This is a genomic window from Saccharopolyspora sp. NPDC002686, from assembly GCF_040295745.1.
In the GTDB taxonomy this organism is placed as follows: Bacteria; Actinomycetota; Actinomycetes; order Mycobacteriales; family Pseudonocardiaceae; genus Saccharopolyspora; species Saccharopolyspora oryzae.
Map to the genome: position 1 here is coordinate 1 of NZ_JBEOVY010000059.1, position 21,340 is coordinate 21,340.

Consider the following 21,340-nt stretch of genomic DNA (forward strand, 5'->3'; position numbering starts at 1 on the left):
GGCGTGTCGGCACCCGAAGTTCCGTTGAAACCGCAGTTTCAATTGAAACTGCGGACCGCTCGAGCCGGTGCGGCGGCGGGCTGGGCGCCGATTCGTGCGTGGTTGCGTCGGTCTGTTTCGCCGGGGTGGTTCCTGGGGTGGCGACTTCTCGCGAAGGGGCCTGCGGACCTCGGAACTCCTGCTGGGTGGAACCTGCGGTGGCTGGCGACCGGCGGAGCAGGTTAGGCTTGCCTAACGGATTGGTTGCACCGGCGAGCTGAGGAGCCCGATGACGACTTGCCTGACCGTGACCGGCGCCGAGCTGGTGACGCCCTGCCTGCGGCGGGTGTGGTTCCGCAGCGATGACCTGTCGGCGTTCGCGGACAGCACCTGCACCGACAGGTACGTCAAGCTGATCTTCCCCAAGGAGGGCGTGACCTACCCGGATCCGATCGACGTCCGGGCCCTGCGCGGCGTGCTGCCCGCCGAGGACATGCCGGCCGTCCGCACCTTCACGGCCCTGTTCCCCGACGTCGAGGCCGGCACCATGGCCATCGACTTCGTGCTGCACGGCGACGAAGGCGTCGCGGGCCGGTGGGCGGCGTCGGCCGAACCCGGCGACGAGCTGCTCGTCAACGGTCCCGGCGGCGGCTACCGCCCCGACCGCGCGGCCGACTGGCACCTGCTGGTGGGCGACGAGACCGCGCTCCCGGCGATCACGGCGGCGCTGGGCGACCTCGACGAGGACGCCGTGGTCCGCGTGATCGTGCTGGTCGACTCCGCGGCCGACGAGCCGGTGCTCGACGTCCCGCCCCGGGGTGAGGTGACCTTCCTCCACCGGTCCGAGCTCGGCGCGGACGGCGTGCTCGAGGCGGCGGTGCGCGAGCTGGACTGGCTGCCGGGCCACGTGCACGCCTTCGTGCACGGCGAAGCCGGCGAGGTCATGCGCCGCATTCGGCCGCACCTGCTCCGCGAGCGGGGCCTGACCCGCGACCAGGTGTCGATCTCGGGCTACTGGCGCCAGGGTCGCACCGAGGAGAGCTTCCGCGAGTGGAAGTCCGAATTCGCCCGGCGGGAGGCCGCGGCTCAGTCCTGAGCGGACTTCCCGTGCCGGTGGCCCTCGATGACCGCGCGGGCCGCCGCTGTGGACTTCCGCACGACCTGCTCGGGGGAGTAGCCCTGCTTGGCGAAGACGCCGTCGAGCCAGAACATGCCGTAGCCGTGGGCCTGGGTGAACAGCTGCTCCATCAGCTCCAGCGCTTCCTGCGGGCCGGCGGACACCGCTAGGCACAGCATCAGGAACTGGTCGGTGAGCCGCCGGGTCTGCTCGTGCAGCTCGGCGTGCTTGGCGCCCTGCAGGCCGTCGGCGTAGATGACGTCCATGCCCGCTCGGCGTTCGAGCAGGTAGCCGGTGTAGGCGCCCGCTGCTGCGGCGAGCGCGTCCACCTGGTCGTCGTGGTCCGCGACGGCGTTTCGCACGCGCTCCGCGAGTTGGCGCGCGATGGTGGCCGCCGCGGCGGCCAGGAGGCTCTCGCGCTCCGGGAAGTGCCGGTACGGCGCGGCCGGGCTGACCTTCGCGCGCCGCGCCACCTCCGCCACCGAGAAGCCCGCCGGGCCGCGCTCGGCGATCAGGTCGAGCGAGACGCGCACGAGTTCGTCGCGCAGGTCGCCGTGGTGGTACTTGCCGCCCATGTCTCAGGTCACATCTTCCGGTCGGAATATGCGCGTGCGCTCATGCGTCTCCAATGTAAGAGTCCTCTTACAACGGGGGCCGGTTGTTCCTTGGAGGATTTCATGAGCACGATCACGCACGCCATCGCCGCACCCGCGCCGGGCGCACCCCTGGCCCCGACGACGATCGAGCGACGTGACCTGCGGCCCGACGACGTGCTGATCGACATCGCCTACGCCGGCATCTGCCACAGCGACATCCACCAGGCCAAGGAGGACTGGGGACAGGCGATCTTCCCGATGGTCCCCGGCCACGAGATCGCCGGTGTCGTCGCCGCGGTCGGCTCGGACGTGACGAAGTACCAGGTCGGCGACCGGGTCGGCGTCGGCTGCATGGTCGACTCCTGCGGCGAGTGCGAGTACTGCCGGGCCGATCGCGAGCAGTTCTGCGTCAAGGGCAACGTCCAGACCTACAACGGCGTCGGCTACGACGGCGAGAACACCTACGGCGGCTACAGCCAGCAGGTCGTGGTCAAGGACGCCTTCGTGTGCCGGATCCCGGAGGGCATCGACCTCGACGTCGCCGCGCCGCTGCTGTGCGCGGGCATCACCACCTACTCGCCGCTGCGCCAGTGGGGTGCCGGCCCGGGCAAGAAGGTCGCCGTGGTCGGCCTCGGCGGGCTGGGCCACATGGCGGTCAAGCTGGCCGCCGCGATGGGCGCCGAGGTGACGGTGCTCAGCCAGACCCTGAAGAAGCAGGAGGACGGCCTCAAGCTCGGCGCGGAGCACTACTACGCGACCAGCGACGAGTCGACCTTCGAGGCGCTGAAGGGCCAGTTCGACCTGATCCTGAACACGGTCTCGGCGAAGCTCCCGATCGACGCCTACCTCGGCCTCCTGCGCATCGGCGGCGCGATGGTCAACGTCGGAGCCCCCGGCGAACCGCTGTCCTACAGCGCGTTCTCCCTGCTGGGTGGCAACAAGGTGCTGGCCGGATCGATGATCGGCGGCATCGCCGAAACCCAGGAGATGCTGGACTTCTGCGCCGAGCACGGCATCGGCTCGGAGATCGAGCTGATCTCCGCGGACCGCGTCAACGAGGCCTACGAGCGGGTCGAGAACAGCGACGTCCGCTACCGCTTCGTCATCGACACCGCCACCATCGGCGCCTGAGCAGCTGAACGAGCGGGCGCTGCCGCGATCCACGGGATTCCGGCGGCGCCCGCGTCGTTCGCGGGCTGCGTACGATGCCTGCGCACGACGTCCATTCGCACAGGCGGGTTCGATGAGCACTTCGGGGGCTGCGGCCGGGGGAATTTCGGTCGATGCGGTCCTGGCGCTGCTCGACCTCGCTGCGAAGGGACGACCGGACGAGCGCGACGCCGTCGCCGAGCTGCTGACCGCCGAGCACCTCGACGCCGCGGCGGTGTCGCAGGTCGGGCAGCGGGTGCGCGAGCTGCAAGGGTCGATGGCCCGGCTGAACCGGCGCGACCAGGAGCTGTCCGCGCTGTTCTCCTGCGCGCGGGAACTCGCCGCGCTGCACGACGTGGACGAGCTGATCACCGGGCTGGTCCACCGCGCGCACGGGCTCGCCGGTACCGACGTGACCTACCTGTCGGAGTTCGACGAGGACACCCGGGAGCTGCGGGTCCGGTCCACCGCGGGTGCGGTCGCGGCAGCCTTCCAGCAGCTCCGGGTGCCGCCGCACACCGGACTGGCCAGCAAGGTCGTGGAATCGCGTGCGCCGCAATGGACTTCGCACTACGAGCAGCTGCACGACGTGCCGCACGCCGACAGCATCGACATCGCGGTCCGGGCCGAAGGACTGGTGTCCATCCTCGGCGTTCCGCTGATCGCCGGCGAGCAGGTCCTGGGCGTGCTGTTCGCGGCGAACCGCAGCGAGCACACGTTCTCGCCGGAGGAGGTCGCGCTGCTGTCGGCCTTCGCCGACAACGTCGCGGTCGTGCTGCAGACGACCCGGCTGCTAGCGCAGGCACGCGATTCCGCGGCGGAGACCCAGCGCGCTTACGCCGAACTCGCCCAGCACGTCGAGGCCATGGAACGCGCTGGTCAGGTGCACGAGGAGCTGACGGAGGCCGTCCTGCGCGGCGGGGGAGCGATCGATGTCGCCCGGACGTTGAGCGCCGCGTTGGAACGCCCCGTGGTGATCGTCGACGAGAACCACGCCCTGCTCGCATCGTCGGACGGCGGTGCGGCGGCGGGGCTCGACTCGTCGCCCGTCCGATCCGCCCTCGCAGCCAGCCGGCAGTCGGCGAGGTGCACGCTGCTCGACCCGTCCGTGGGGGATTTCCGCGCCGCAGTCGCCGTTCTCGCCGGTGACCTGGTGCTCGGCGGCTTGCTGATCGGTGACGGCGCGGTGGAGCTCGGCGCGGTCGAACAGCGCACCATCGAGCGGGCAGCGCAGATCACCGCGCTGCTCACCCTCAAGCAGGACGCCGTCCGCTACGCCGAGGACCGGGTCCGCGGCGAACTGCTCAACGACGTGCTCAGCCCCGACGTGCGGCGGCATTCGGACCTGGAGCGCCGGCTCCGCGCGCGGCGCGTGCGCCCGGAGGACCTGCGCACGGTCGTGATCGCCGTGCTCGCTCCCGAGCACCGGCGCGCAGCACTGCGCGCGGCCCACGCGCTGGCGGCGACGGCGGGGCTGGCCGGTGAAGTGGAGGGCATCGTCACGCTCGTCGTGCCGGAAGCCGATCCGCGCGAGGTCGCCGCGGCTGTGCGCGACCGGGTGCGCGCGGCTGCGGGGATCGACGAAGTGCTCACCGTGGCCGCACGACCGGCCGGGACGATCGGTGAGCTCAGCGCCCGCTTCGCCGCTGTCCGGGACTGCAGCCGGGTCCTCACCGCCCTGGGCGTCGACGCCGCCGCGGCCGATGCCGACGAGTACGCGCCGTACACCTCGATGTTCGCCCGCGAACCGGACGGTGCGCACCAGTTCATCGACCGCATGATCGGCCCCGTTCTGCGCTGGGACGTCGAGCGCGGCACGGACCTGCAGGCCACCCTGCGCCACTTCGTCGACTGCAACGCCAGCCCGGTCCGCACGGCCAGGCTGATGGGCGTGCACACCAACACCGTGCTGCAGCGCATCGACCGGATCACCCGCCTGCTCGGTGGTTCCTGGCGCGAACCGGAACCGTTCTTCCGCATCTCCGTGGCGGTTCGCCTGCAGGCGTTGCGGTCCCGCAGCGCTGCGTGATCGGGGAATCGCCGACGGCGATGGACATGTGCGATCGGTCCACCCGCCGGTGCTGATAGTGGATCGTTGATCCATGTCCCGGTGTGGCGGCCCGCACTTACAGTTCCTCGGCGTACGGAACGGCGATGCGGCCGCTCGGACGCCAAGCGACGAGGTCGGCCGCCGGTGCCCGGCGCCCAACGGGCCGGGGTGCACAGGAGGAACGGTGTCGACCAGTCGACTTGCAGGCTTCAAGGACCTCTCCGTCGCTCAGCGGCGGGAGCTGGTGGCGGCGCACGCGGGGGCGGACGCGCTGTCCGTGTTCGACCCGCACTCCGGGCTGGGCCTGGAGCAGGCCGACCACATGATCGAGAACGCGGTGGGCGTGCTCGGCGTCCCGCTGGGCGTGGCCACCAACTTCACGGTCAACGGCCGCGACGTGCTGGTGCCGATGGCCACCGAGGAGCCTTCCGTGGTCGCGGCGGCCAGCAACGCCGCCCGGATCGCCCGCGTGCGCGGTGGTTTCACCACCTCGTCCACCGATCCGATCATGCAGGCCCAGGTGCAGATCGTCGACGTCGCCGACCCGGAGGCCGCTCGGCTGCGGCTGCTGGAGGCCCGGCAGGAGCTGATCGCGCTCGCCGACCAGCAGGATCCGCGACTGGTCGAGTTCGGCGGTGGCGTCCGCGATCTCGTGGTGCGGTTGGTCGACTCGCGCGTCCAGCGCTACGTCGTCGCGCACCTCGTGGTGGATGTGCGGGATGCGATGGGGGCGAACGCGGTCAACACGATGGCCGAGGCGATCGCCGAGCGCGCCGCGCAGATCGCGGGTGGCCGGCCGCTGCTGCGGATCCTGACCAACAAGGCCGATCTGCGGCTGGCCCGGGCACGAGCGGTCTTCGACGCCGAATCGGTCGGCGGTGCTGAGGTCGTCGCCGACATCGTCCACGCCGCGGCCCTGGCCGAGGCCGACCCGTACCGGGCGGCGACCCACAACAAGGGGATCATGAACGGCATCACCGCGGTGGTGCTCGCGACCGGGAACGACACGCGCGCGGTGGAAGCCGGTGCGCACTCGCACGCGATCGGCCCGGACGGGCGCTACACGGCGCTGTCCCGGTTCGAGCAGGACGTCGACGGGAACCTGGTCGGCACCCTCGAGCTGCCGATGGCCGTCGGGCTGGTCGGCGGAGCGACCAAGGTCCACCCCGTCGCCCAGCGCGCTGTGCAGGTCCTCGGGGTGTCCACCGCCGCCGAACTAGCCGAGATCATCACCGCGGTCGGGTTGGCGCAGAACTTCGCCGCAGTGCGGGCTTTGGCGACCGAGGGGATCCAGCGCGGCCACATGTCGCTACACGCCCGCAACGTCGCGGTTGCCGCCGGGGCGACGGACGCGGAGCTGGCCGCCGTCGTGGCGCGGTTGGTCGGGGACAAGGCGGTCCGCGCCGACCACGCGGAGAAGGTCCTGGGCGAACTGCGCGCGGAGGCCGGGCGATGAACCGGGAACCGGAGCAGTACGTGCAGGTGTGGGGTGACGCGGTCAACCCGAAGCACCTGTGGCTGTCGGTTCTGCTCGGCGCCGCAACGGGTTTGGCCGCGTTGCTGGTGGCGGGATGGGCGTTGCGCGATGCGGCGGTGAGCCCGGAGCTGCGGGATGGCTACGCGCTGCTGGCGGGCCTGCTCGGGTGCCTGGTGGCGGCTGTCGTGTGCGCGAAGTTGTTCCCTCCCAAGCGGATCGTGCACGAGCACGCGCTCTCGCCCGAGGATCACCAGGCCGCGATCGCGGAGGTCTTGGCGGCCAGCGGCGCGGGATCCACCGGTGCGCTCTCGCCGCACGCGGAGCGGGAACTGCGCTCGGTCGGGCTCCACGACGCGTTCGCCCAGGCCGAGCAGCGGAATCCGGAGGGCAGGCCGTGATCCTGAACGAGATCCTGATCGCCCTGAGCATGGGCCTGATCGGCGCGGTGGTGTTCTCCGCGATCGGCATGGTCTCCGGCACCGACGAGACCGCGACGCTGGCACCGCTGACGCTGCTGGTGGTGATGCTCGGCGTCCCGCCGGTCGGGGTGTTCACCTTCTTCATCGCCGCAGCCGTGTCCAAGCACATGACCCACGCCATCCCGACTACGCTGCTGGGCATTCCAGGTGACACCACGGCGGTTCCGCTGCTGCCGGAGGCGAACATGCTCCGCCGGCTGGGGATCCCGCACATCGCGCTGCGCAAGGCGATCTCGGGCGCGATCCTGTCCGCGTTCATCGCGGTGCCGGTGGCCGTCGGGCTCGCCGCGGTGCTGGCGCCGCTGGGCACCCACATCACCGCCGCCGCGCCGTACGTCTTCGTCGTCGCGGCGGTGCTGATCGGGTACTTCTCACCGGGCCGCTGGACCAGCATCGCGTGCATCGTGCCGTTCGTCCTGCTGGTGACGGCCGTCAACGCGCTGTCCAAGGACGTCATCGGCGAGACCCTGAGCATCAGCTTCTTCCTCGGCATCGCCGTGGGACCGCTGATCGCCGACCTGCTCCAGCTGGCTTCCCGGACCGGGCGGTCGGCGATGCCCGCCACCGGCCGCAAGGTGTTCTGGCTGGGTCCGGAGGTCAAGGACTGGAGCGGCTACCTGCCCAATCCCGCGAAGGTCCTCAGCCCGAAGCAGATCGCGATGACGTCGGCCGCGGCCGGGGTCAGCTCGACGACCTTCGTGTTCAGCCCGGTCGCGACGACGGTGCTCGCCGGCGAGCTCGTCGGCTCCCGCATCAAGCACGTCTACGAGCGGCTGACCTCCGTGCTGGCGGTCAAGAACGGCACGACGGAGTCGACGTACCTCGCGGAGACGCTGATCCCGCTCGTCGCCTTCGGCCTGCCGCTGAGCCCGGTCGCCGCAGGCCCGGCCGCACCGCTGTTCAACGCCCCGCCGGTGTACGGCGTCGACGAGGCGACCGGCCAGGTGCACAACCTGCACACCATGATGTCCACCTGGCAGTTCCTGGTGTTCGGCCTGGTCGGAGTGGCGCTGGCGGCGATCGTCGCGTACCCGCTGAGCATGAACTTCGCCCGCTCGGCGAGCCTGTGGGTGATGCGGAAGGTCAGCCACGAAGCGCTGATCGGGGCCTTCGCCGGGCTGATCGTGGTGATCTCCTGGTACGAGGGCGGTGCTTTCGGCGTGGCGGCGACGCTGCTGATCGCCACCTTCGCAGGTGTGGCGAACCGCCTGTTCGGCATGAACGCAGGAGTCCAGTTCATGGCCTACTACGTCGCGGTCCTCTTCGTCCCCAAGGTCATCGGCCTGGCCTGACGAGCCCCGGGAAGCCGGTCTGCCACCACGTGCGGCAGGCCGGCTTTCGCGTTTTGCGCCGCGCTGCAACGATTTCCTCAATAGGACGGCTTCTCATCGCGCTGGGGTGGTTCCTCGGGGTGATGCCCGGCAGCGGCCAGGCCGGTGGTGGCGACCGCGGCGAAAGCGTCGATGGCGGCATGCCTGCGCCGCGGCACCCACACCACCGAAGTCCGCCAGGACAGCGGGGAATCCTCCAGCGGTCGCCACACCAGCCCCTTGCGCGGCTCGCCCGGTGGCGGCTCGTTGAAGTGCACCCCGCGTCCGGCCAGGACGAGGCCGTGCACGAAGTTCGGGTTGCGCGCGTGCCGGATCGCGCCGGGGCGGAAGCCTTCCGCGCGGCAGATCGACAGGACGTGGTCGTAGAGCATCGGCGCCATCGCCCGCGGGAAGATCACCAGCGGCTGCCCGTTGAGGTCGCGCAGCCGCACCTGCTCGGAATCGGCGAGCGGGTGTTCGACGGGGAGCAGCACGCCGAGCGCGCGGCGCGCGACCGGGCTGGAGTCCAGGCCCGAGATGTCGCAGGGGTGGCGGACCATGGCCGCGTCCAGGCTGCCTTCCCGCAACGCCGCCAGCTGCTCGTCGGTGGTGAGCTCGTGCAGGTCGACCAGCACGTCGGGGGCCCGCTCGGCGAACTCGTGCAGCAAGGTGCGCAGCGTGACGGGCATCGTGTCCGGCGGGATGCCGACGTGCACGACGCCGTTCTCGCCGGGACGCAGCCGTCGCATCGCCTCCTGCGCCGACTCCGCGCTCTCCAGCACCCGGCGTGAGTGCTCCAGCAGCAGCGCCCCGGCCTCGGTGAGCGTGACCTGGCGGCGGCCGCGGTCGAAGAGCTCAACCCCGAGTTCCCGTTCCAGGTCGCGGATGCGCTGCGACAGCGGTGGCTGCGCCATGTGCAGCCGGGCGGCCGCGCGGCCGAAGTGCAGCTCCTCGGCCAGCACGGTGAAGTAGCGGAGGTGGCGGAGTTCCATATCGCTTTGATATCACCGCCGGAGCGGAATGGTGTTGGACGCGGTCCCGCTCCGCTTGCTTGCATTTCATGCACCGGTTCCGGATGCCCGACCGGTTTCGCCGAATCGTCACGCTCATTCACCGAACCCGGATCGCTTTTCGCGATCTCCCGGAGGTATTCCCATGAACGTTCCAGCGGCCACCGCTTCGAGCACCGAGACCGTCCTGCTGCGGCGCGAAGCGATTCCCGGCGGCACGGTCGGCGTGGTCACCCTCAACCGGCCGGCCAAGCTGAACGCCTGGACGAACGACATGCGCACCCGGCTGGTGGAGATCTTCACCGAGCTCGGCGCGGACGAGGACTGCCGCGCGGTGGTGATCACCGGCTCCGGCCGGGCGTTCTGCGCAGGTCAGGACCTCGCCGAGACGGCCGCGATCGATCAGTCCGACCACGCCGCGGCGGAGGCCTGGATCGACAGCTTCGACGTGCTGTACCGGGCGTTGCGCGACATCGACAAGCCCACCATCGCCGCGATCAACGGGGTGACCGCCGGTTCCGGGTTCCAGTTCGCGCTGCTGGCCGACCTCCGGGTGGGGCACGCCGGGGTGAGCATGGGGCAGCCCGAAGTGCGTTCCGGAATTCCGAGCATCACCGGGATCTGGGCGATGTGGGAGATCCTCGGCAAGGCGAAGACGATCGAATTCACGCTCACCGCGGAACTGGTGGACGGAGTGGAGGCCCAGCGGCTCGGACTGCTGACCAAGCTGGTCGAGGAGGACGCCGTGCTCGACGAAGCGATCGCGCTCGCCGCGAAGCTCGCCGAACTCCCGCCCGGCGCCGTGGAACTGACCAAGGCGCGGCTGCGCGAGATCGACGACGCGGCGCTCACCGACGCCGTCGAGTCGGCGAAGAAGGTGCACGCCGCCGCCTACGCCACCGGCGAACCGCAGCGCGAGATGGACCGCTTCCTGAGCAAGCGCCGCTGACCGCCACCGCACGAACAGGAGCGCACCGATCCGCATGAGCACCATCGAATCCGAACGCCCGGTCGTGCCACCCGGAGACCTCGCCGAGGGTGAGCGCGCCTACCGGGAGCTGATCGCCGGTCAGCGCTGGCACGTCCCCGAGCGCTACAACATGGCCGCCGACGTCGCCGACCGGCACCCGGGCGACCGGACCGCGCTGATCTTCGAAGACCACACCGGCCGGCACCAGGAGGTGAGCTGGGCGGAGGTCCGCGAGCGGTCCCTGCGGGTGGCCGCGCACCTGCATGCGCTGGGAGTCCGCAAGGGCGACCGGGTGGCGGTGCTGCTGCCGCAGCGACCGGACACACCGGCGACCTACCTGGGCGTGCTGCGCACCGGAGCCGTCCTGGTGACCATGTCGCTGCTGTGGGCGGACGAGCCGATCTCCTACCGGCTCGCCGACTCCGGCAGCACCGTGCTGGTCACCGAGCAGGCGGAGCTGGACCGCGCCCGGCCGCTCGCCGACGAGGCCGGTGCGCGGCTGGTGAGCGTGGACGACCCGGCGATAGCGCGGCACCCCGCGGAGTTCGACACCGCCGACACCGCGGCCGACGACCCCGCGCTGATCTTCTACACCTCGGGCACGACCGGCGAGGCGAAGGGGATCGTGCACGCGCACCGAACCCTGCTGGGGCACAACGAGTTCCAGTACTGCCACGACCTGCGGCCCGGGGACGTCTTCTACGGGGCGGGGGACTGGGCGTGGTCGATGGCCAAGCTCATGGGGCCGCTGCGGGCGGGCGCGACGCACCTGGTCTACCGGCCCGCGGCCGGGTTCGACCCGGAAGGGCTGCTGGCGGCCATGGCGCGCAACCGGGTCACCACGGCGCTGGTGAACCCGACCTTCGTGCGCAAGATGCGCGCCGACGTCCCCGATGCCGGAACCCGCTACCCGCAGTCGCTGCGCGTGGTGTGCTGCGCCAACGAGCCGCTCACGGCCGATCTGATCGAGTGGTTCGACGAGCAGTTCGGCGTGACCCTGCTGGACTACTACGGTTCCACCGAGTCCTACCCGCTGGTGGGCAACTTCCCGGGCGTTCCGGTCAAACCGGGCTCGATGGGGCGTCCGCTGCCCGGCTGGGACGTGGCGCTGCTGGACGAGCAGGAGCGGCCGGTCGAACCGGGGCAACCCGGCGAGATCTGCCTGCGGGCGGGCAGCAACCCGCAGTTCCCGCTGGGCTACTGGCGGCGTCCCGAGGCGTCGGCGAAGGAGTTCGGCGGCGACTGGTACCACACCAAGGACCAGGCGGTGGTGGATTCCGACGGCTACTACTGGTTCCTCGGGCGCACAGACGACGTCATCAAGACCTCCGGCTACCGGGTGGGCCCGTACGAGGTCGAGGCGGTGCTGCGCGAGCACCCGGCGGTCGCCGACGCCGGTGTGGTGGGCCTGCCGGACCCGGTCCGGGGTCAGGTGGTCAAGGCGTGGATCGAGCTGGCCGAAGGGTTCTCGCCGAGTCCGGAGCTGGGCGAGCAGATCATGTCCTTCGCCAAGGAGAACCACTCCCGGTTCGCCTGCCCGCGGCTGGTCGAGTTCGATCCGCAGCTCCCGCGGTCGGCCACCGGGAAGATCCAGCGCGCCGAGCTCCGGCGGCGTGACCTGAGCTGAGCAGAGGTGGTGGGGCACCGGCAGGAGCGGTGCCCCACCGCAGAACCCCATCGGTTTCCCAGCAACGACAGAAGCCGGGCGAAGTACCGGACACAATGGACAGGAGCTCGGATATGTCGCCGGATCAGCTCGCCACCGCACGTCCAACGAGCCAGGAGGTGTCCCGGACGCGGCGACGGGTCACCATCGCCACCGCCATCGGCAACTTCGTCGAGTGGTTCGACTCCGGTGCTTACGCCGTCATGTCGGCCACGATCGCGATGCTGTTCTTCCCCCGCTTCGACTCGGCCGCGGCGCTGCTGGCGACCTGGGCGATCTTCGGCGCGGGCTTCGTCGCCCGGCCGCTCGGGGCGCTGTTCTTCGGCCGCTACGGCGACCGGATCGGGCGCAACCGCGCGCTCGCGCTGAGCGTGCTGTGCATGAGCGCTTCGACGCTGCTCATCGGGCTGCTGCCGACGTACTCCGCCATCGGGCTGGCAGCGCCGCTCCTGCTGCTGCTCATGCGCATGGTGCAGGGGTTCTCCACCGGTGGTGAGTACACCGGTGCTTCCTCGTTCATCATGGAGTACGCGCCGGACGGTCGGCGGGCGCGCTACGCCAGCGTCGTGCCGATGACCGTCGGCGTGGCTGCGGTGGCCGGATCCGCGGTGGGCGTGCTGCTCACCGGTCTGCTCTCGGAGGAGGCGCTGCAGTCCTGGGGCTGGCGGATTCCGTTCCTGATCGCCGGGCCGCTCGGCGCGATCGGCCTCTACCTGCGTTCCCGGCTCGCGGACACCCCGGTGTTCCGCACGCTCGAGAGCGCCGAGAACAAGACCCGGACCCCGCTCCGGGACGCGCTCAAGGTGGCCCGCAAGCAGATCTTCGCGCTGTTCGCCTACAGCATCACCAACGCGGTGGGCTACTACTTCATGAGCAGCTACATGATCTCCTACATGTCGAGCTCGCTGGGCTACAGCAAGACGGAGGCGCTGCTCGCCAACCTGGTCTCGATGCTGGCCTACACGGCGGCGTGCCCGTTGATGGCGATGGCGAGCGACCGCTTCGGCCGGCGTCCGATGCTGCTGGCCGCCTGCGGCGGGTTCGTGGTGCTCACCATGCCCTCGTTCCTGCTCATGGAGACCAGCTTGGTCGGGGCGGCGGTGGGCAGTTCGGTGCTGGCCGTCCTGGTGGCGACGATCGGTACCAGCAACGTCCCGGCGATGGTCGAGATGTTCCCCGCGCACCTGCGGGCCAGCGGATCGGCGATGGGCTACACCGCCGCCTACGTCCTGTTCGGCGGCACCGCGCCGTTCGTCGCGACCTGGCTGGTGGGGACTTCCGGCAACCCGAGCGCCCCGGCCTTCTACCTGGTGGGCGTCGCGGTCGTCAGCCTGCTCGCGGTGATCTTCCTCGTCGCCGAGACGAAGGTGCTGTCCCTGTCCCGCACGACCATCCGCTGACGGGCGCTGGGGTGATCTCAGCTGCGGAGGAAGTACAGGGCGGTCATCGTCGTCGCTGTGGTCAGGACGATGCCGCGCAATGCGCGGGCGGGTAGGCGGCGGGCGATGCGGGCTCCCGCGAAGCCGCCGCCGATCGCACCGATCAGGACTGCGATGACCGGACCGGGATAGCTCCAGACGTCGGAGGCGACGAGGAAGAGCGCTGCGGCCGTGGCGTAGATCGCGGCGAGCTGCGCTACGCGGGTGGGGTTGCCCTTCGCCGGGTCGAGGCCGAGGCCGACGCTCCAGAACGCCAGCATGAGGATTCCGACCGCGCCGCCGAAGTAGCCGCCGTACGCGGCCAGCACGAACTGTCCGATGAGGACACTCCTGGTGCTCAGGTCGATCGGATGGCCTATCGCGGTCGAGAGCAGTCGCGAAGCGGTGCGGCCGAACGCCAGGACCACGGTTGCGAACGCGAGCAGCCAGGGCACCGCGACGCGGAACGACTCGGAAGGCAGCACCAGCAGCAGTCCGGCGCCGAGCGCGCTGCCGACCAGGCTGGTGGTGGTCAGCGCGGTCCTCGACGTGGTTCCGACCTGGACCAGCTCGTTCCGGTACGCCCATGCGCTGGCGAGCGCGCCGGGCAGCAGCGCCACGGTCGAGGACGCGTTCGCTGTCACGGGAGGCAGTCCGGCGGCCACCAGGGCAGGCAGTGCCACGAAGGTGCCTCCGCCGCCGACGGCGTTCAGCGCTCCCGCCGCGACACCGACCAGCAACAGGGCGATGAACTCCAGCATGCGGCCAGCATCGAACCCGGTCCCCGCGGGAACAACGTGACGAGAACCGCAGCGCGGCAAGGAAAACGCTCGTGTCGGGTCCGCATCTCGTTGCGGGCACCTGTCGCGGGTGGTTCGCAGCGCGGCGCGGGAAAGCCGTCCACCAGCGGAGAACGGGCGTTCGGGGCTCCACTTCGAGCGGGCGTGATCGATCGATTCCGGAGATGAACCCCATCGAAAACAAGCGTTGGCCTGGGCGATGAGCTCTGGCCAACACTGATCCCATGGCGAGTTGTCGCATCACCACGGTTGCCACCGGCCGCGAGGAGCCCGACCGGTGAACCAGGGCCCCGAACGGAACACGTCGACCGACGTGGCCGACCTGCTGCGTGCTTTCGCCCTGCGATTCCTGGTCATCGGGCTCGTCCTGGCCGTCACGGGCGCGACCATGCTGGGGCTGGTCGCGCTCTTGGCGGGCGCTGGGCTCCTGCACCTCTCGCCCAGCGACCGCGGTGCTGCGCCGTGGATCAGCCCAGGAGGTGCTGGAGCAGAGCGCGGGCGGCCGGGTTGACCGGTTCCGCTTGCCGACCCGCCAGGTAGATCGACCTGGCCAGGACCGGTTGCTCGATCCGGGCGTGCGGAAGCCCGGACCGCTCGGCGACCTGCTCGGGCACGATGCTCACCCCGAGGCCGGCCGCGACCAGCTCGATCAGCAGCGACATGTTCGTGGCCTCGCACACCGGATCGCGGCGGATCCCGGCGTCGGCGCACCGGCGGGCGACCAGCTCCTGCAGGCCGCTGCCGCTGAAGTCCACGAACGGTTCGTCGTCCAACTCCGCCAGGCGGACCCGACGTCGTCCGGCCAGCCGGTGGTCGGGGTGGCTGAGCAGCACGAGCTCCTGGCGCCACTCGGCGAATCCGACCAGTTCCGCCGGGAGCGCCCCGTCGAACGCGACGAAGGCGAGATCCAGCTCGCCGCTGTCGACCGAATCCATCAGGTCGGGAACGATGCCTTGGCGCACGCGGATGCGCACCCCGGGATGGGCCTTCTGGAACGCCCCGAGCTCGCCGGGCAGATCGACCTCCGTCAGCGCCTGGATGGTGCCGATGGCCACGTGCCCGCGCGAGAGCCCCACCACTGCGGACACCTCGCCACGTGCCGCGACGACGTCGGCGGCGATCCGGTGCGCCATCGGCACCAGCGCCCGTCCGGCCTCGGTCAGCAGCACTCGCCGGGAGGTGCGTTCGAACAGCTTGGTGCCCAGCTCGTCCTCGAGCTTGCGGATCGACGAGCTCAGCGCCGACTGGACGACGTGCACTTCCCGCGCTGCGCCGGTGAAGCTGCCGGTGCGCACCACGGCCAGAAAGTGCTCGAGCTGCCGCAATTCCACCAGCGGAACGATACCCGGGACTGCTGCGGCAGTTTCCGCTTGCTGAACAGCAGGGTCAGCGGGGGGACTGGTGGTTGGGGGCGTCGAGGGCTCGGGTGAGGGCGTGGGCTTCGTGGAGGAGGAGGGCGCCGAGTTCGGGTTGGCGCTCCAGGCGGAAGCGGGGTTCGATGCCGGTCAAGGTCAGCGCCCACGCCGGTTTGCCCGCTCGGTCGAACACCGCTGCCGCCATGCCCCAGCTGCCCTCCACCACCAGACCGGGGTTGACCGCGTAGCCGTCGCGGCGGGTGCGGGCGATGCGGGCGCGGACCGCTTCGGGGGAGTGCGACGGGCCCCAGCGGCCGGTCAGGTCGGTGCTCTCCAAGTGGGCGTCGATCTCCGCGTCGTCGAGGAAGGCGAGGATGACCAGGCCCGCGGAGACCACGCCGAGCGGGAACCGGGCGCCTTCGTAGAGCACGAACGAGCGGATCGGGAAGTCGCCGTCCTCGCGCAGCAGGCACACCGTTTCCGAGCCGCGCAGAGCCGAGAAGAACGCGCTCTCGCCGGTCTTGGCCGCCAGCCGGTGCACGCTCGCGCGGGCGTGGTGCGTGACGTCGTAGCGGGCGCCTGCGGTCTGCCCCAGCAGGTACAGCTCAGGGCCGAGGAACCACTGGCCGGTGCGCTGGTCGCGGTCGACGAACCCCTCCTCGGCCAGGGAGCTGAGCAGCCGGTGCACGGTCGGCCGGGGGAGGCCGGTGGCCCTGGCCAGGTCGCTGGTGGCCGCACCGGTCTCGTTGGTCGCCGACAGCGCCCGGAGCACGGTGCCGACCCGGCCGACCAGGTGCGCGTTCGGGGTGTTCATGCAGTCCCGCCTCCCAGTCCCGCCTCTCCGCGATTCACTGTCCCGCCTCTCCGCGATTCACAGTGGTGGTTGCGTTCGGTAGTGATCTTGCGTTTTGGGGGTTTCTTGTGGCTGGTTCGCGTCACGGTCCCCTGAGGTGCGGTTGGGCAGGACTGGGCGCTCATGGTGAACACGATAGCGTCCACTCAGTGAACGCTTGGATCGAACAGCGATCGCCCGTTGAACGGTTCGGGCGTGATCAACGGTGATTTGTTGCGGTGAACGGGGGTGCGCCCCTTTACTGCTGCTGTTCGTCCAGCGGACCGATGAAGAGGTGATGAGTTGTCCAAGCTGCGTTCGAGTGCGGCGGAGGCACTGGCCGGGGTGCTCGAGGACGGGATGACGATCGCCGTCGGCGGCTTCGGCCTGTGCGGCATCCCGAGCGACCTCATCGAGGTCGTCCGCGACAGCGGGGTCACCGGGCTGACGGTGGTCTCCAACAACATGGGAGTGGACGGCAAGGGGCTCGGGCTGCTGCTGGAGAACCAGCAGGTGGCCAAGGTGATCGCCTCCTACGTGGGGGAGAACAAGCTGTTCGCCGAGCAGTACCTGGACGGGACGCTGACCGTCGAGTTCGCGCCGCAGGGAACGCTGTCGGAGCGGATGCGCGCCGGTGGCGCGGGGATCGCGGCGTTCTACACCCGCGCCGGCGTCGGAACCCCGGTGGCCGAAGGCAAGCCGCTGGCCGAGTTCGACGGGCACACCTACGTGCAGGAGCGGGCCATCGTCGCCGACGTGGCGCTGGTGCACGCCCACACCGCGGACCCGGCGGGCAACCTCGTCTACCGGCAGAGCGCGCGCAACTTCAACCCGGTCGTGGCGACCTGCGGGAAGGTGACGGCGGTCGAGGTCGAGCACCTCAGCGAGGAGTACCTGGACCCGGAGCGGGTGGTGACGCCGGGCATCTACGTCGACCGGCTCGCGCTGGCGCGACCGCGCGTCAAGGACATCGAGAAGCGCACCGTCCGCCCGCGCCCCTGAGCGCCTCACCTCGAAACTTGGGAGCAACCATGGCCTGGAACCGTGACGAGATGGCGGCGATCGCGGCCGCCGAACTCCGCGACGGCGACTACGTCAACCTCGGGATCGGCATCCCGACGCTGGTCGCCAACCACATCCCGGACGGCGTGCGGGTGACCCTGCAGAGCGAGAACGGCATCCTCGGGCTGGGCCCGTTCCCCTACGAGGGGGAGGAGGACCCCGACCTCATCAACGCGGGCAAGCAGACGGTCACGGTCAACCCCGGGGCCAGCTACTTCGACTCGTCGGCGTCCTTCGCGATGATGCGCGGCGGGCGCATCGACATCGCGATCCTCGGCGCGCTGCAGGTGGCCGTGAACGGCGACCTGGCGAACTGGACGATCCCGGGCGCCCTGGTCAAGGGCATGGGCGGCGCGATGGACCTGGTGGTCGGCGCGCGCCGGATCGTGGTGATCACCGATCACGTCGCCAAGGACGGCAGCCCGAAGATCGTCGAGGAGTGCACGCTGCCGCTGACCGGAGCGGGCGTGGTCAACCGGATCGTCACCGACCTCGCGGTGCTCGACGTGACCCCGGACGGGTTGCAGCTGATCTCGGTCGCCCCCGGCGTCACCGAAGAAGAGGTCCGCGAGAAGACCGGTGCCCCGATCCTGGACGCGGTCGCAGCGAGCTGACCCCTTCTCCGTCCCTTGTGGACGAAACTTCCGGCACGACCCGCGGCGCCACGCGGGTCGTGCCGGATCTGCGTCGGGCCAGGGCTTCAGAGCAGCCGCCGCAAGGCTTTGCCGACAGCGGCGACTCCGTCACCGATCTCCGTCGTCGTTCTGGCGGCGTAGCCCAGGACGAGCCCTGGTCGGTGCGGGCGCTGACCGTGCCACGACAGCGGCTGGACTTTCACGCCGTGCCCGAGTGCCGCGAAGGCGAGGTCTGCGTCGGAGAAGCCGGCGTCGAAGGTGATCAGCAGATGCAGGCCCGCTGCGGCACCGTGCACTTCTGCGCCGGGCAGGTGAGCGCGGATCGCGTCGACCATGGCGTCCCGGCGTTGCCGGTGGCGGCGGCGCAGTTGGGGCAGATGGCGTTCCAGCACGCCCGATTCCACCAGCCGCGCCAGGGTGAGCTGCGGCAGCACCGCATTGCCCAGGTCCGCGTACCGCTTCGCGTCCACCAGGTCGTCGCGATAGCGCTCGGGGGCCAGGACCCAGCCGACCCGGAGCGCGGGGGCGAGGAGTTTGGAGATGCTGCCCGCGTAGATGACCTCTTCGGCGAGCATCGAGCGCAGGGCGGGCACCGGCGGCCGGTCGTAGCGGTGCTCGGCGTCGTAGTCGTCCTCGACGATCAGTCCGCCGTCCGCGGCCCAGCGCATGAGTTCGCGACGCCGCTCGCCGCTCAGCACCACGCCGGTCGGGAACTGGTGAGCGGGTGTCAGCAGCACGGCCGGGGAGCCTGCGGTGCGCAGGCGCTCGACGCGCAGACCGCCGGCGTCGACCGGGATCGGCGGAGTGCCCACCCGCTGGCTGTTCAGGTGCTGGCGGGCTCCGAGCGATCCGGGGTCCTCCACCGCCACTTCGCGGATTCCCGAGCTGTGGAGCACTTGCGCGACCAGGGTGAGCGCTTGGGCAGTGCCCGCGACGATGAGGACCTCGCTCGGGTCCACCAGGATTCCGCGAGTGCGGGCCAACCAGGTCGCCACGGCCGAACGCAGCGCGGTGGTCCCGCGGGGATCTCCGTATCCGAACCCCGCTGATGAGAGCTCGCCGAGCGCGGCGTGTTCCGCGCGCAGCCAAGCTGCCCGGGGGAAAGCCGCGAGGTCCGGTGTTCCGGGGGACAGGTCGATCCGGGCAGGCATCGCGCGGAAGGAGTCGAAGACGTCGGCGCCGGGCGCAGCTTCGAACAACGAGTCCGGCGAGGGCGTTTCGTCCCGGGCTGGCGGCGACGCCGGTGCGGTTCGGGCGGGAGCGGCCACGACGATCGTTCCGTTGCGCCCGCGACCGGCCACGTGGCCATCTTCGCTCAGCCGTTGGTACGCCTCGGTGATCACGCCGCGGGAGACGCGCAGTTCCGCGGCCAGAGTTCGGGTGGCGGGGAGCCTGCTGCCCACCGGGAGACGACCGTCGGCGATGGCGAGCCGGAGCCGCTGGGCCAGCCACTCCGACAGCCCGCCCGCCGGGGCCTGGTCGACGTGCAGCTGCAGGAAGTCCGCTCCCGGGGTTTTGGACCGGTCGACAGCGGCAGTTTTGGACCTGGGCACCGGACCATTGTGGCGCGAGGGTGGGAGGCGACGACCGGGAAGGGAAGAACGAGGCGCGATGACGATCGACTACGTGCACGGTTACTCGGAGCTGGAAACCCGTCGGCTGGGCGACCAGGCGGACACGTTGGCCGCGCTGCTGCACGAGGGCACGGCGTACCCCGCTGGCAGCCGGGTGCTGGAGGTCGGTTGCGGCATCGGTGCGCAGACCGCGCACCTGGTCGCCAGCAGTCCCGGAGCGCGCATCGTGGCGGTCGACGTCAACGAGGCGTCGCTGGGGCGGGCCCGAGCCCGCCTCGCTGCGGACTCGCCCGATGCGGAGGTGGAGTGGCACTGCGCCGACCTGTTCGACCTGCCCTTCTCCGATGCCTCCTTCGACCACCTCTTCGTCTGCTTCGTCCTGGAACACCTGCCCGATCCCCAGCGGGCGCTGCTGGAACTGCGCCGTCTGCTGCGGCCCGGCGGGACCGTCACCGCGATCGAGGGGGACCACGGATCGGTGCTCCTGCACCCCGACAGCGCCCACGCCCGAGCGGCGATCGACTGCCAGGTCCAGCTGCAGTCCCTCGCCGGCGGTGATGCGCACATCGGACGGAGATTGCAGCCGTTGCTCGCCGAATCCGGATACGGCGGCATCACCGTCCAGGCCCGGCCGGTCTACGTCGATCAGAACCGGCCGGAGCTGGTCGAAGGCTTCACCCGCAACACCTTCATCGCCATGATCGAATCGGTCGGGGGCGATGCGCTGGCCGCCGGCCTCACCACGTCGGCCGACTGGCGCCGGGGTGTGGCCGACCTCCACCGGGTGGCTGAAGCGGGCGGAACCTTCCACTACACGTTCTTCAAAGCGCTCGCCGCGAAGCTCCCCTGATCTCCAGGGCCGCCGTGATGGTCCGGGGACGCGGGCGCGTGGCAGGCTTGGGGGAGTTGCAGGCGATGGTGGAGGAGTGGGTGTGCGGGCGTACGGGTTCTCCGAAGCGGGCGGGCCGGAGAAGGAGACCTTCCTGGACGTGCCGGTGCCCGATCCGGGGCCGGGTGAGCTGCTGGTGCGGGTTCGCGCCGCTGGGGTGAACCCGGGGGACTGGCGGCTCCGCGAGGGGACCTACGGCGTTGCCGGGCCCGCGGTCCTGGGGCGCGAGGTGGCCGGGACGGTCACCGCGGTCGGGGCGGGTGTCACGGGCTTCTCGGTCGGTGACGAGGTGTTCGGCGGGTGCCCCGGCATGGTCGGCGGATGGGCTGAGCAGGCTCTGGTCACCGCGTCCTTCGCCGCGCGGCGACCGGATTCGGTGTCGCCGGAGGAAGCGGCAGTGCTGCCGGTGGCGAGCGGTACCGCGTACGACGCCCTGGACAACCTCGGTTTGAGCGCTGGGCAGACCCTGCTGGTCAACGGCGCGGGTGGTGGTGTCGGAGTCCCGACGGTGCAGCTCGCGCGAGCCCGGGGGATCAACGTCGTGGGTGTGGCGAGTCCGGCGAAGCACGACCTCGTCGCAGGATTCGGTGCGACCCCGGTGGCCTACGGGGACGGTGTCCTCGACCGGGTGCGAGCCGCTGCTCCCAACGGAGTCGACGCGGTCTTCGACCTGGTGGGAGGCGAAGCCCTGCGCACTGTCGCCGGTCTGGTCGAGGACCGCTCGAAACTGCTGTCCATCGCGGACAAAACGCTGGTCGCCGAGCTGGGTGGCCGGACGGTGGAACGCGATCGCAGCACTGCCGTCCTCGATTCCCTGGCCCGGCTGGTCGTTTCGAGGGAATTGGATCCGTGCGTCAAGCAGGTCCGGCCGCTGGACGAGGCCGGCGCGGCGCTCGCGGAGGTCGAGCACGGGCACGTCGTGGGGAAGGTCGTCCTCGTTCCCTGAAAACCGCCGCACGGGCGGCGGAATTC

At 70.7% G+C, this 21,340-nt stretch carries 20 protein-coding genes; 14 read left to right on the top strand and 6 right to left on the bottom strand.

Features of this window, described 5'->3' with window-relative positions; translation table 11 throughout:
- Positions 1-268 precede the first annotated feature (268 nt).
- Complete coding sequence (locus ABTZ89_RS10625; protein ID WP_351042724.1) at positions 269-1,075, top strand: siderophore-interacting protein; 807 nt, start codon at positions 269-271, stop codon at positions 1,073-1,075.
- Here ABTZ89_RS10625 and ABTZ89_RS10630 read toward each other — a convergent pair.
- Positions 1,066-1,671: a TetR/AcrR family transcriptional regulator gene (locus tag ABTZ89_RS10630; protein ID WP_351042727.1), complete on the bottom strand. Its 606-nt coding sequence runs from the start codon at positions 1,669-1,671 to the stop codon at positions 1,066-1,068. The genes ABTZ89_RS10625 and ABTZ89_RS10630 overlap by 10 nt on opposite strands.
- Before the next feature lie 102 nt (positions 1,672-1,773).
- Here ABTZ89_RS10630 and ABTZ89_RS10635 point away from each other — a divergent pair, with 102 nt between their 5' ends.
- The 5 genes from ABTZ89_RS10635 (at position 1,774) to ABTZ89_RS10655 (ending at position 8,139) form a co-directional block, all read left to right on the top strand.
- Positions 1,774-2,823 (top strand): NAD(P)-dependent alcohol dehydrogenase, encoded by a 1,050-nt coding sequence (locus ABTZ89_RS10635; protein ID WP_351042730.1) that lies wholly within the window; start codon positions 1,774-1,776, stop codon positions 2,821-2,823.
- A 112-nt stretch (positions 2,824-2,935) separates the two neighbouring features.
- Positions 2,936-4,870, top strand: coding sequence for a helix-turn-helix domain-containing protein (locus tag ABTZ89_RS10640; protein WP_351042733.1), 1,935 nt, complete (start codon positions 2,936-2,938; stop codon positions 4,868-4,870).
- A 205-nt stretch (positions 4,871-5,075) separates the two neighbouring features.
- Entirely contained in the window at positions 5,076-6,347 is a 1,272-nt protein-coding gene (locus ABTZ89_RS10645) for a hydroxymethylglutaryl-CoA reductase, degradative (RefSeq protein ID WP_351042736.1), read from the top strand.
- Positions 6,344-6,766 carry a hypothetical protein gene (locus tag ABTZ89_RS10650; protein ID WP_351042738.1) on the top strand — a complete coding sequence of 141 codons (423 nt, stop codon included), beginning with the start codon at positions 6,344-6,346 and terminating at the stop codon, positions 6,764-6,766. Before ABTZ89_RS10645 ends, ABTZ89_RS10650 begins: the two co-directional genes overlap by 4 nt.
- Positions 6,763-8,139 carry a tripartite tricarboxylate transporter permease gene (locus ABTZ89_RS10655; protein WP_351042741.1) on the top strand — a complete coding sequence of 459 codons (1,377 nt, stop codon included), beginning with the start codon at positions 6,763-6,765 and terminating at the stop codon, positions 8,137-8,139. Before ABTZ89_RS10650 ends, ABTZ89_RS10655 begins: the two co-directional genes overlap by 4 nt.
- A 77-nt stretch (positions 8,140-8,216) precedes the next feature.
- Here ABTZ89_RS10655 and ABTZ89_RS10660 read toward each other — a convergent pair whose 3' ends face one another.
- Positions 8,217-9,149, bottom strand: a complete 933-nt coding sequence (locus tag ABTZ89_RS10660) for a LysR family transcriptional regulator (RefSeq protein WP_270952808.1) — start codon at positions 9,147-9,149, stop codon at positions 8,217-8,219.
- A gap of 163 nt (positions 9,150-9,312) precedes the next feature.
- On the opposite strand from ABTZ89_RS10660, the gene ABTZ89_RS10665 reads away from it, so the two are divergent.
- The 3 genes from ABTZ89_RS10665 (at position 9,313) to ABTZ89_RS10675 (ending at position 13,203) form a co-directional block, all read left to right on the top strand.
- The gene (locus ABTZ89_RS10665; protein WP_351042745.1) at positions 9,313-10,116 is read left to right on the top strand and encodes an enoyl-CoA hydratase/isomerase family protein; all 804 of its coding nucleotides are present in this window, start codon (positions 9,313-9,315) and stop codon (positions 10,114-10,116) included.
- Between the two features lie 34 nt (positions 10,117-10,150).
- Positions 10,151-11,764 carry an acetate--CoA ligase gene (locus tag ABTZ89_RS10670; protein WP_351042748.1) on the top strand — a complete coding sequence of 538 codons (1,614 nt, stop codon included), beginning with the start codon at positions 10,151-10,153 and terminating at the stop codon, positions 11,762-11,764.
- Positions 11,765-11,877: 113 nt separating this feature from the next.
- Positions 11,878-13,203 (top strand): MFS transporter, encoded by a 1,326-nt coding sequence (locus tag ABTZ89_RS10675; protein ID WP_270952805.1) that lies wholly within the window; start codon positions 11,878-11,880, stop codon positions 13,201-13,203.
- A 17-nt stretch (positions 13,204-13,220) separates the two neighbouring features.
- On the opposite strand, the gene ABTZ89_RS10680 is transcribed toward ABTZ89_RS10675, so the two are convergent.
- Positions 13,221-13,982: a sulfite exporter TauE/SafE family protein gene (locus tag ABTZ89_RS10680; protein ID WP_351042751.1), complete on the bottom strand. Its 762-nt coding sequence runs from the start codon at positions 13,980-13,982 to the stop codon at positions 13,221-13,223.
- 316 nt (positions 13,983-14,298) lie between these two features.
- On the opposite strand from ABTZ89_RS10680, the gene ABTZ89_RS10685 reads away from it, so the two are divergent.
- Complete coding sequence (locus ABTZ89_RS10685) at positions 14,299-14,532, top strand: hypothetical protein (RefSeq protein ID WP_270952803.1); 234 nt, start codon at positions 14,299-14,301, stop codon at positions 14,530-14,532.
- Here ABTZ89_RS10685 and ABTZ89_RS10690 read toward each other — a convergent pair.
- The gene (locus ABTZ89_RS10690) at positions 14,489-15,352 is read right to left on the bottom strand and encodes a LysR family transcriptional regulator (RefSeq protein WP_351042755.1); all 864 of its coding nucleotides are present in this window, start codon (positions 15,350-15,352) and stop codon (positions 14,489-14,491) included. The genes ABTZ89_RS10685 and ABTZ89_RS10690 overlap by 44 nt on opposite strands.
- 55 nt (positions 15,353-15,407) lie before the next feature.
- Positions 15,408-16,190 carry an IclR family transcriptional regulator gene (locus ABTZ89_RS10695; RefSeq protein WP_351042758.1) on the bottom strand — a complete coding sequence of 261 codons (783 nt, stop codon included), beginning with the start codon at positions 16,188-16,190 and terminating at the stop codon, positions 15,408-15,410.
- Positions 16,191-16,511: 321 nt separating this feature from the next.
- On the opposite strand from ABTZ89_RS10695, the gene ABTZ89_RS10700 reads away from it, so the two are divergent.
- Both ABTZ89_RS10700 and ABTZ89_RS10705 read left to right on the top strand, forming a co-directional pair.
- Positions 16,512-17,210 (top strand): CoA transferase subunit A, encoded by a 699-nt coding sequence (locus ABTZ89_RS10700; RefSeq protein WP_270952800.1) that lies wholly within the window; start codon positions 16,512-16,514, stop codon positions 17,208-17,210.
- A gap of 29 nt (positions 17,211-17,239) precedes the next feature.
- Positions 17,240-17,884 carry a CoA transferase subunit B gene (locus tag ABTZ89_RS10705; protein WP_351042762.1) on the top strand — a complete coding sequence of 215 codons (645 nt, stop codon included), beginning with the start codon at positions 17,240-17,242 and terminating at the stop codon, positions 17,882-17,884.
- 86 nt (positions 17,885-17,970) lie between these two features.
- Here ABTZ89_RS10705 and pdxR read toward each other — a convergent pair whose 3' ends face one another.
- On the bottom strand, positions 17,971-19,458 hold the full coding sequence (gene pdxR, locus ABTZ89_RS10710; protein WP_351042764.1) for a MocR-like pyridoxine biosynthesis transcription factor PdxR: 1,488 nt from the start codon (positions 19,456-19,458) through the stop codon (positions 17,971-17,973).
- Positions 19,459-19,516: 58 nt separating this feature from the next.
- Between pdxR and ABTZ89_RS10715 the strand changes: the two genes are divergently transcribed.
- Both ABTZ89_RS10715 and ABTZ89_RS10720 read left to right on the top strand, forming a co-directional pair.
- Positions 19,517-20,329, top strand: coding sequence for a methyltransferase domain-containing protein (locus ABTZ89_RS10715; RefSeq protein ID WP_351042767.1), 813 nt, complete (start codon positions 19,517-19,519; stop codon positions 20,327-20,329).
- Between the two features lie 82 nt (positions 20,330-20,411).
- Positions 20,412-21,314, top strand: coding sequence for an NADP-dependent oxidoreductase (locus tag ABTZ89_RS10720; RefSeq protein ID WP_351042770.1), 903 nt, complete (start codon positions 20,412-20,414; stop codon positions 21,312-21,314).
- The last annotated feature ends 26 nt before the right edge of the window (positions 21,315-21,340 follow it).

Coding starts and splice junctions, on each gene's coding strand:
- ABTZ89_RS10625 (WP_351042724.1), top strand. CDS start 269: ATGACGACTTGCCTGACCGTGACCGGCGCCGAGCTGGTGACGCCCTGC.
- ABTZ89_RS10630 (WP_351042727.1), bottom strand. CDS start 1,671: ATGGGCGGCAAGTACCACCACGGCGACCTGCGCGACGAACTCGTGCGC.
- ABTZ89_RS10635 (WP_351042730.1), top strand. CDS start 1,774: ATGAGCACGATCACGCACGCCATCGCCGCACCCGCGCCGGGCGCACCC.
- ABTZ89_RS10640 (WP_351042733.1), top strand. CDS start 2,936: ATGAGCACTTCGGGGGCTGCGGCCGGGGGAATTTCGGTCGATGCGGTC.
- ABTZ89_RS10650 (WP_351042738.1), top strand. CDS start 6,344: ATGAACCGGGAACCGGAGCAGTACGTGCAGGTGTGGGGTGACGCGGTC.
- ABTZ89_RS10660 (WP_270952808.1), bottom strand. CDS start 9,149: ATGGAACTCCGCCACCTCCGCTACTTCACCGTGCTGGCCGAGGAGCTG.
- ABTZ89_RS10665 (WP_351042745.1), top strand. CDS start 9,313: ATGAACGTTCCAGCGGCCACCGCTTCGAGCACCGAGACCGTCCTGCTG.
- ABTZ89_RS10670 (WP_351042748.1), top strand. CDS start 10,151: ATGAGCACCATCGAATCCGAACGCCCGGTCGTGCCACCCGGAGACCTC.
- ABTZ89_RS10675 (WP_270952805.1), top strand. CDS start 11,878: ATGTCGCCGGATCAGCTCGCCACCGCACGTCCAACGAGCCAGGAGGTG.
- ABTZ89_RS10680 (WP_351042751.1), bottom strand. CDS start 13,982: ATGCTGGAGTTCATCGCCCTGTTGCTGGTCGGTGTCGCGGCGGGAGCG.
- ABTZ89_RS10695 (WP_351042758.1), bottom strand. CDS start 16,190: ATGAACACCCCGAACGCGCACCTGGTCGGCCGGGTCGGCACCGTGCTC.
- ABTZ89_RS10705 (WP_351042762.1), top strand. CDS start 17,240: ATGGCCTGGAACCGTGACGAGATGGCGGCGATCGCGGCCGCCGAACTC.
- ABTZ89_RS10715 (WP_351042767.1), top strand. CDS start 19,517: ATGACGATCGACTACGTGCACGGTTACTCGGAGCTGGAAACCCGTCGG.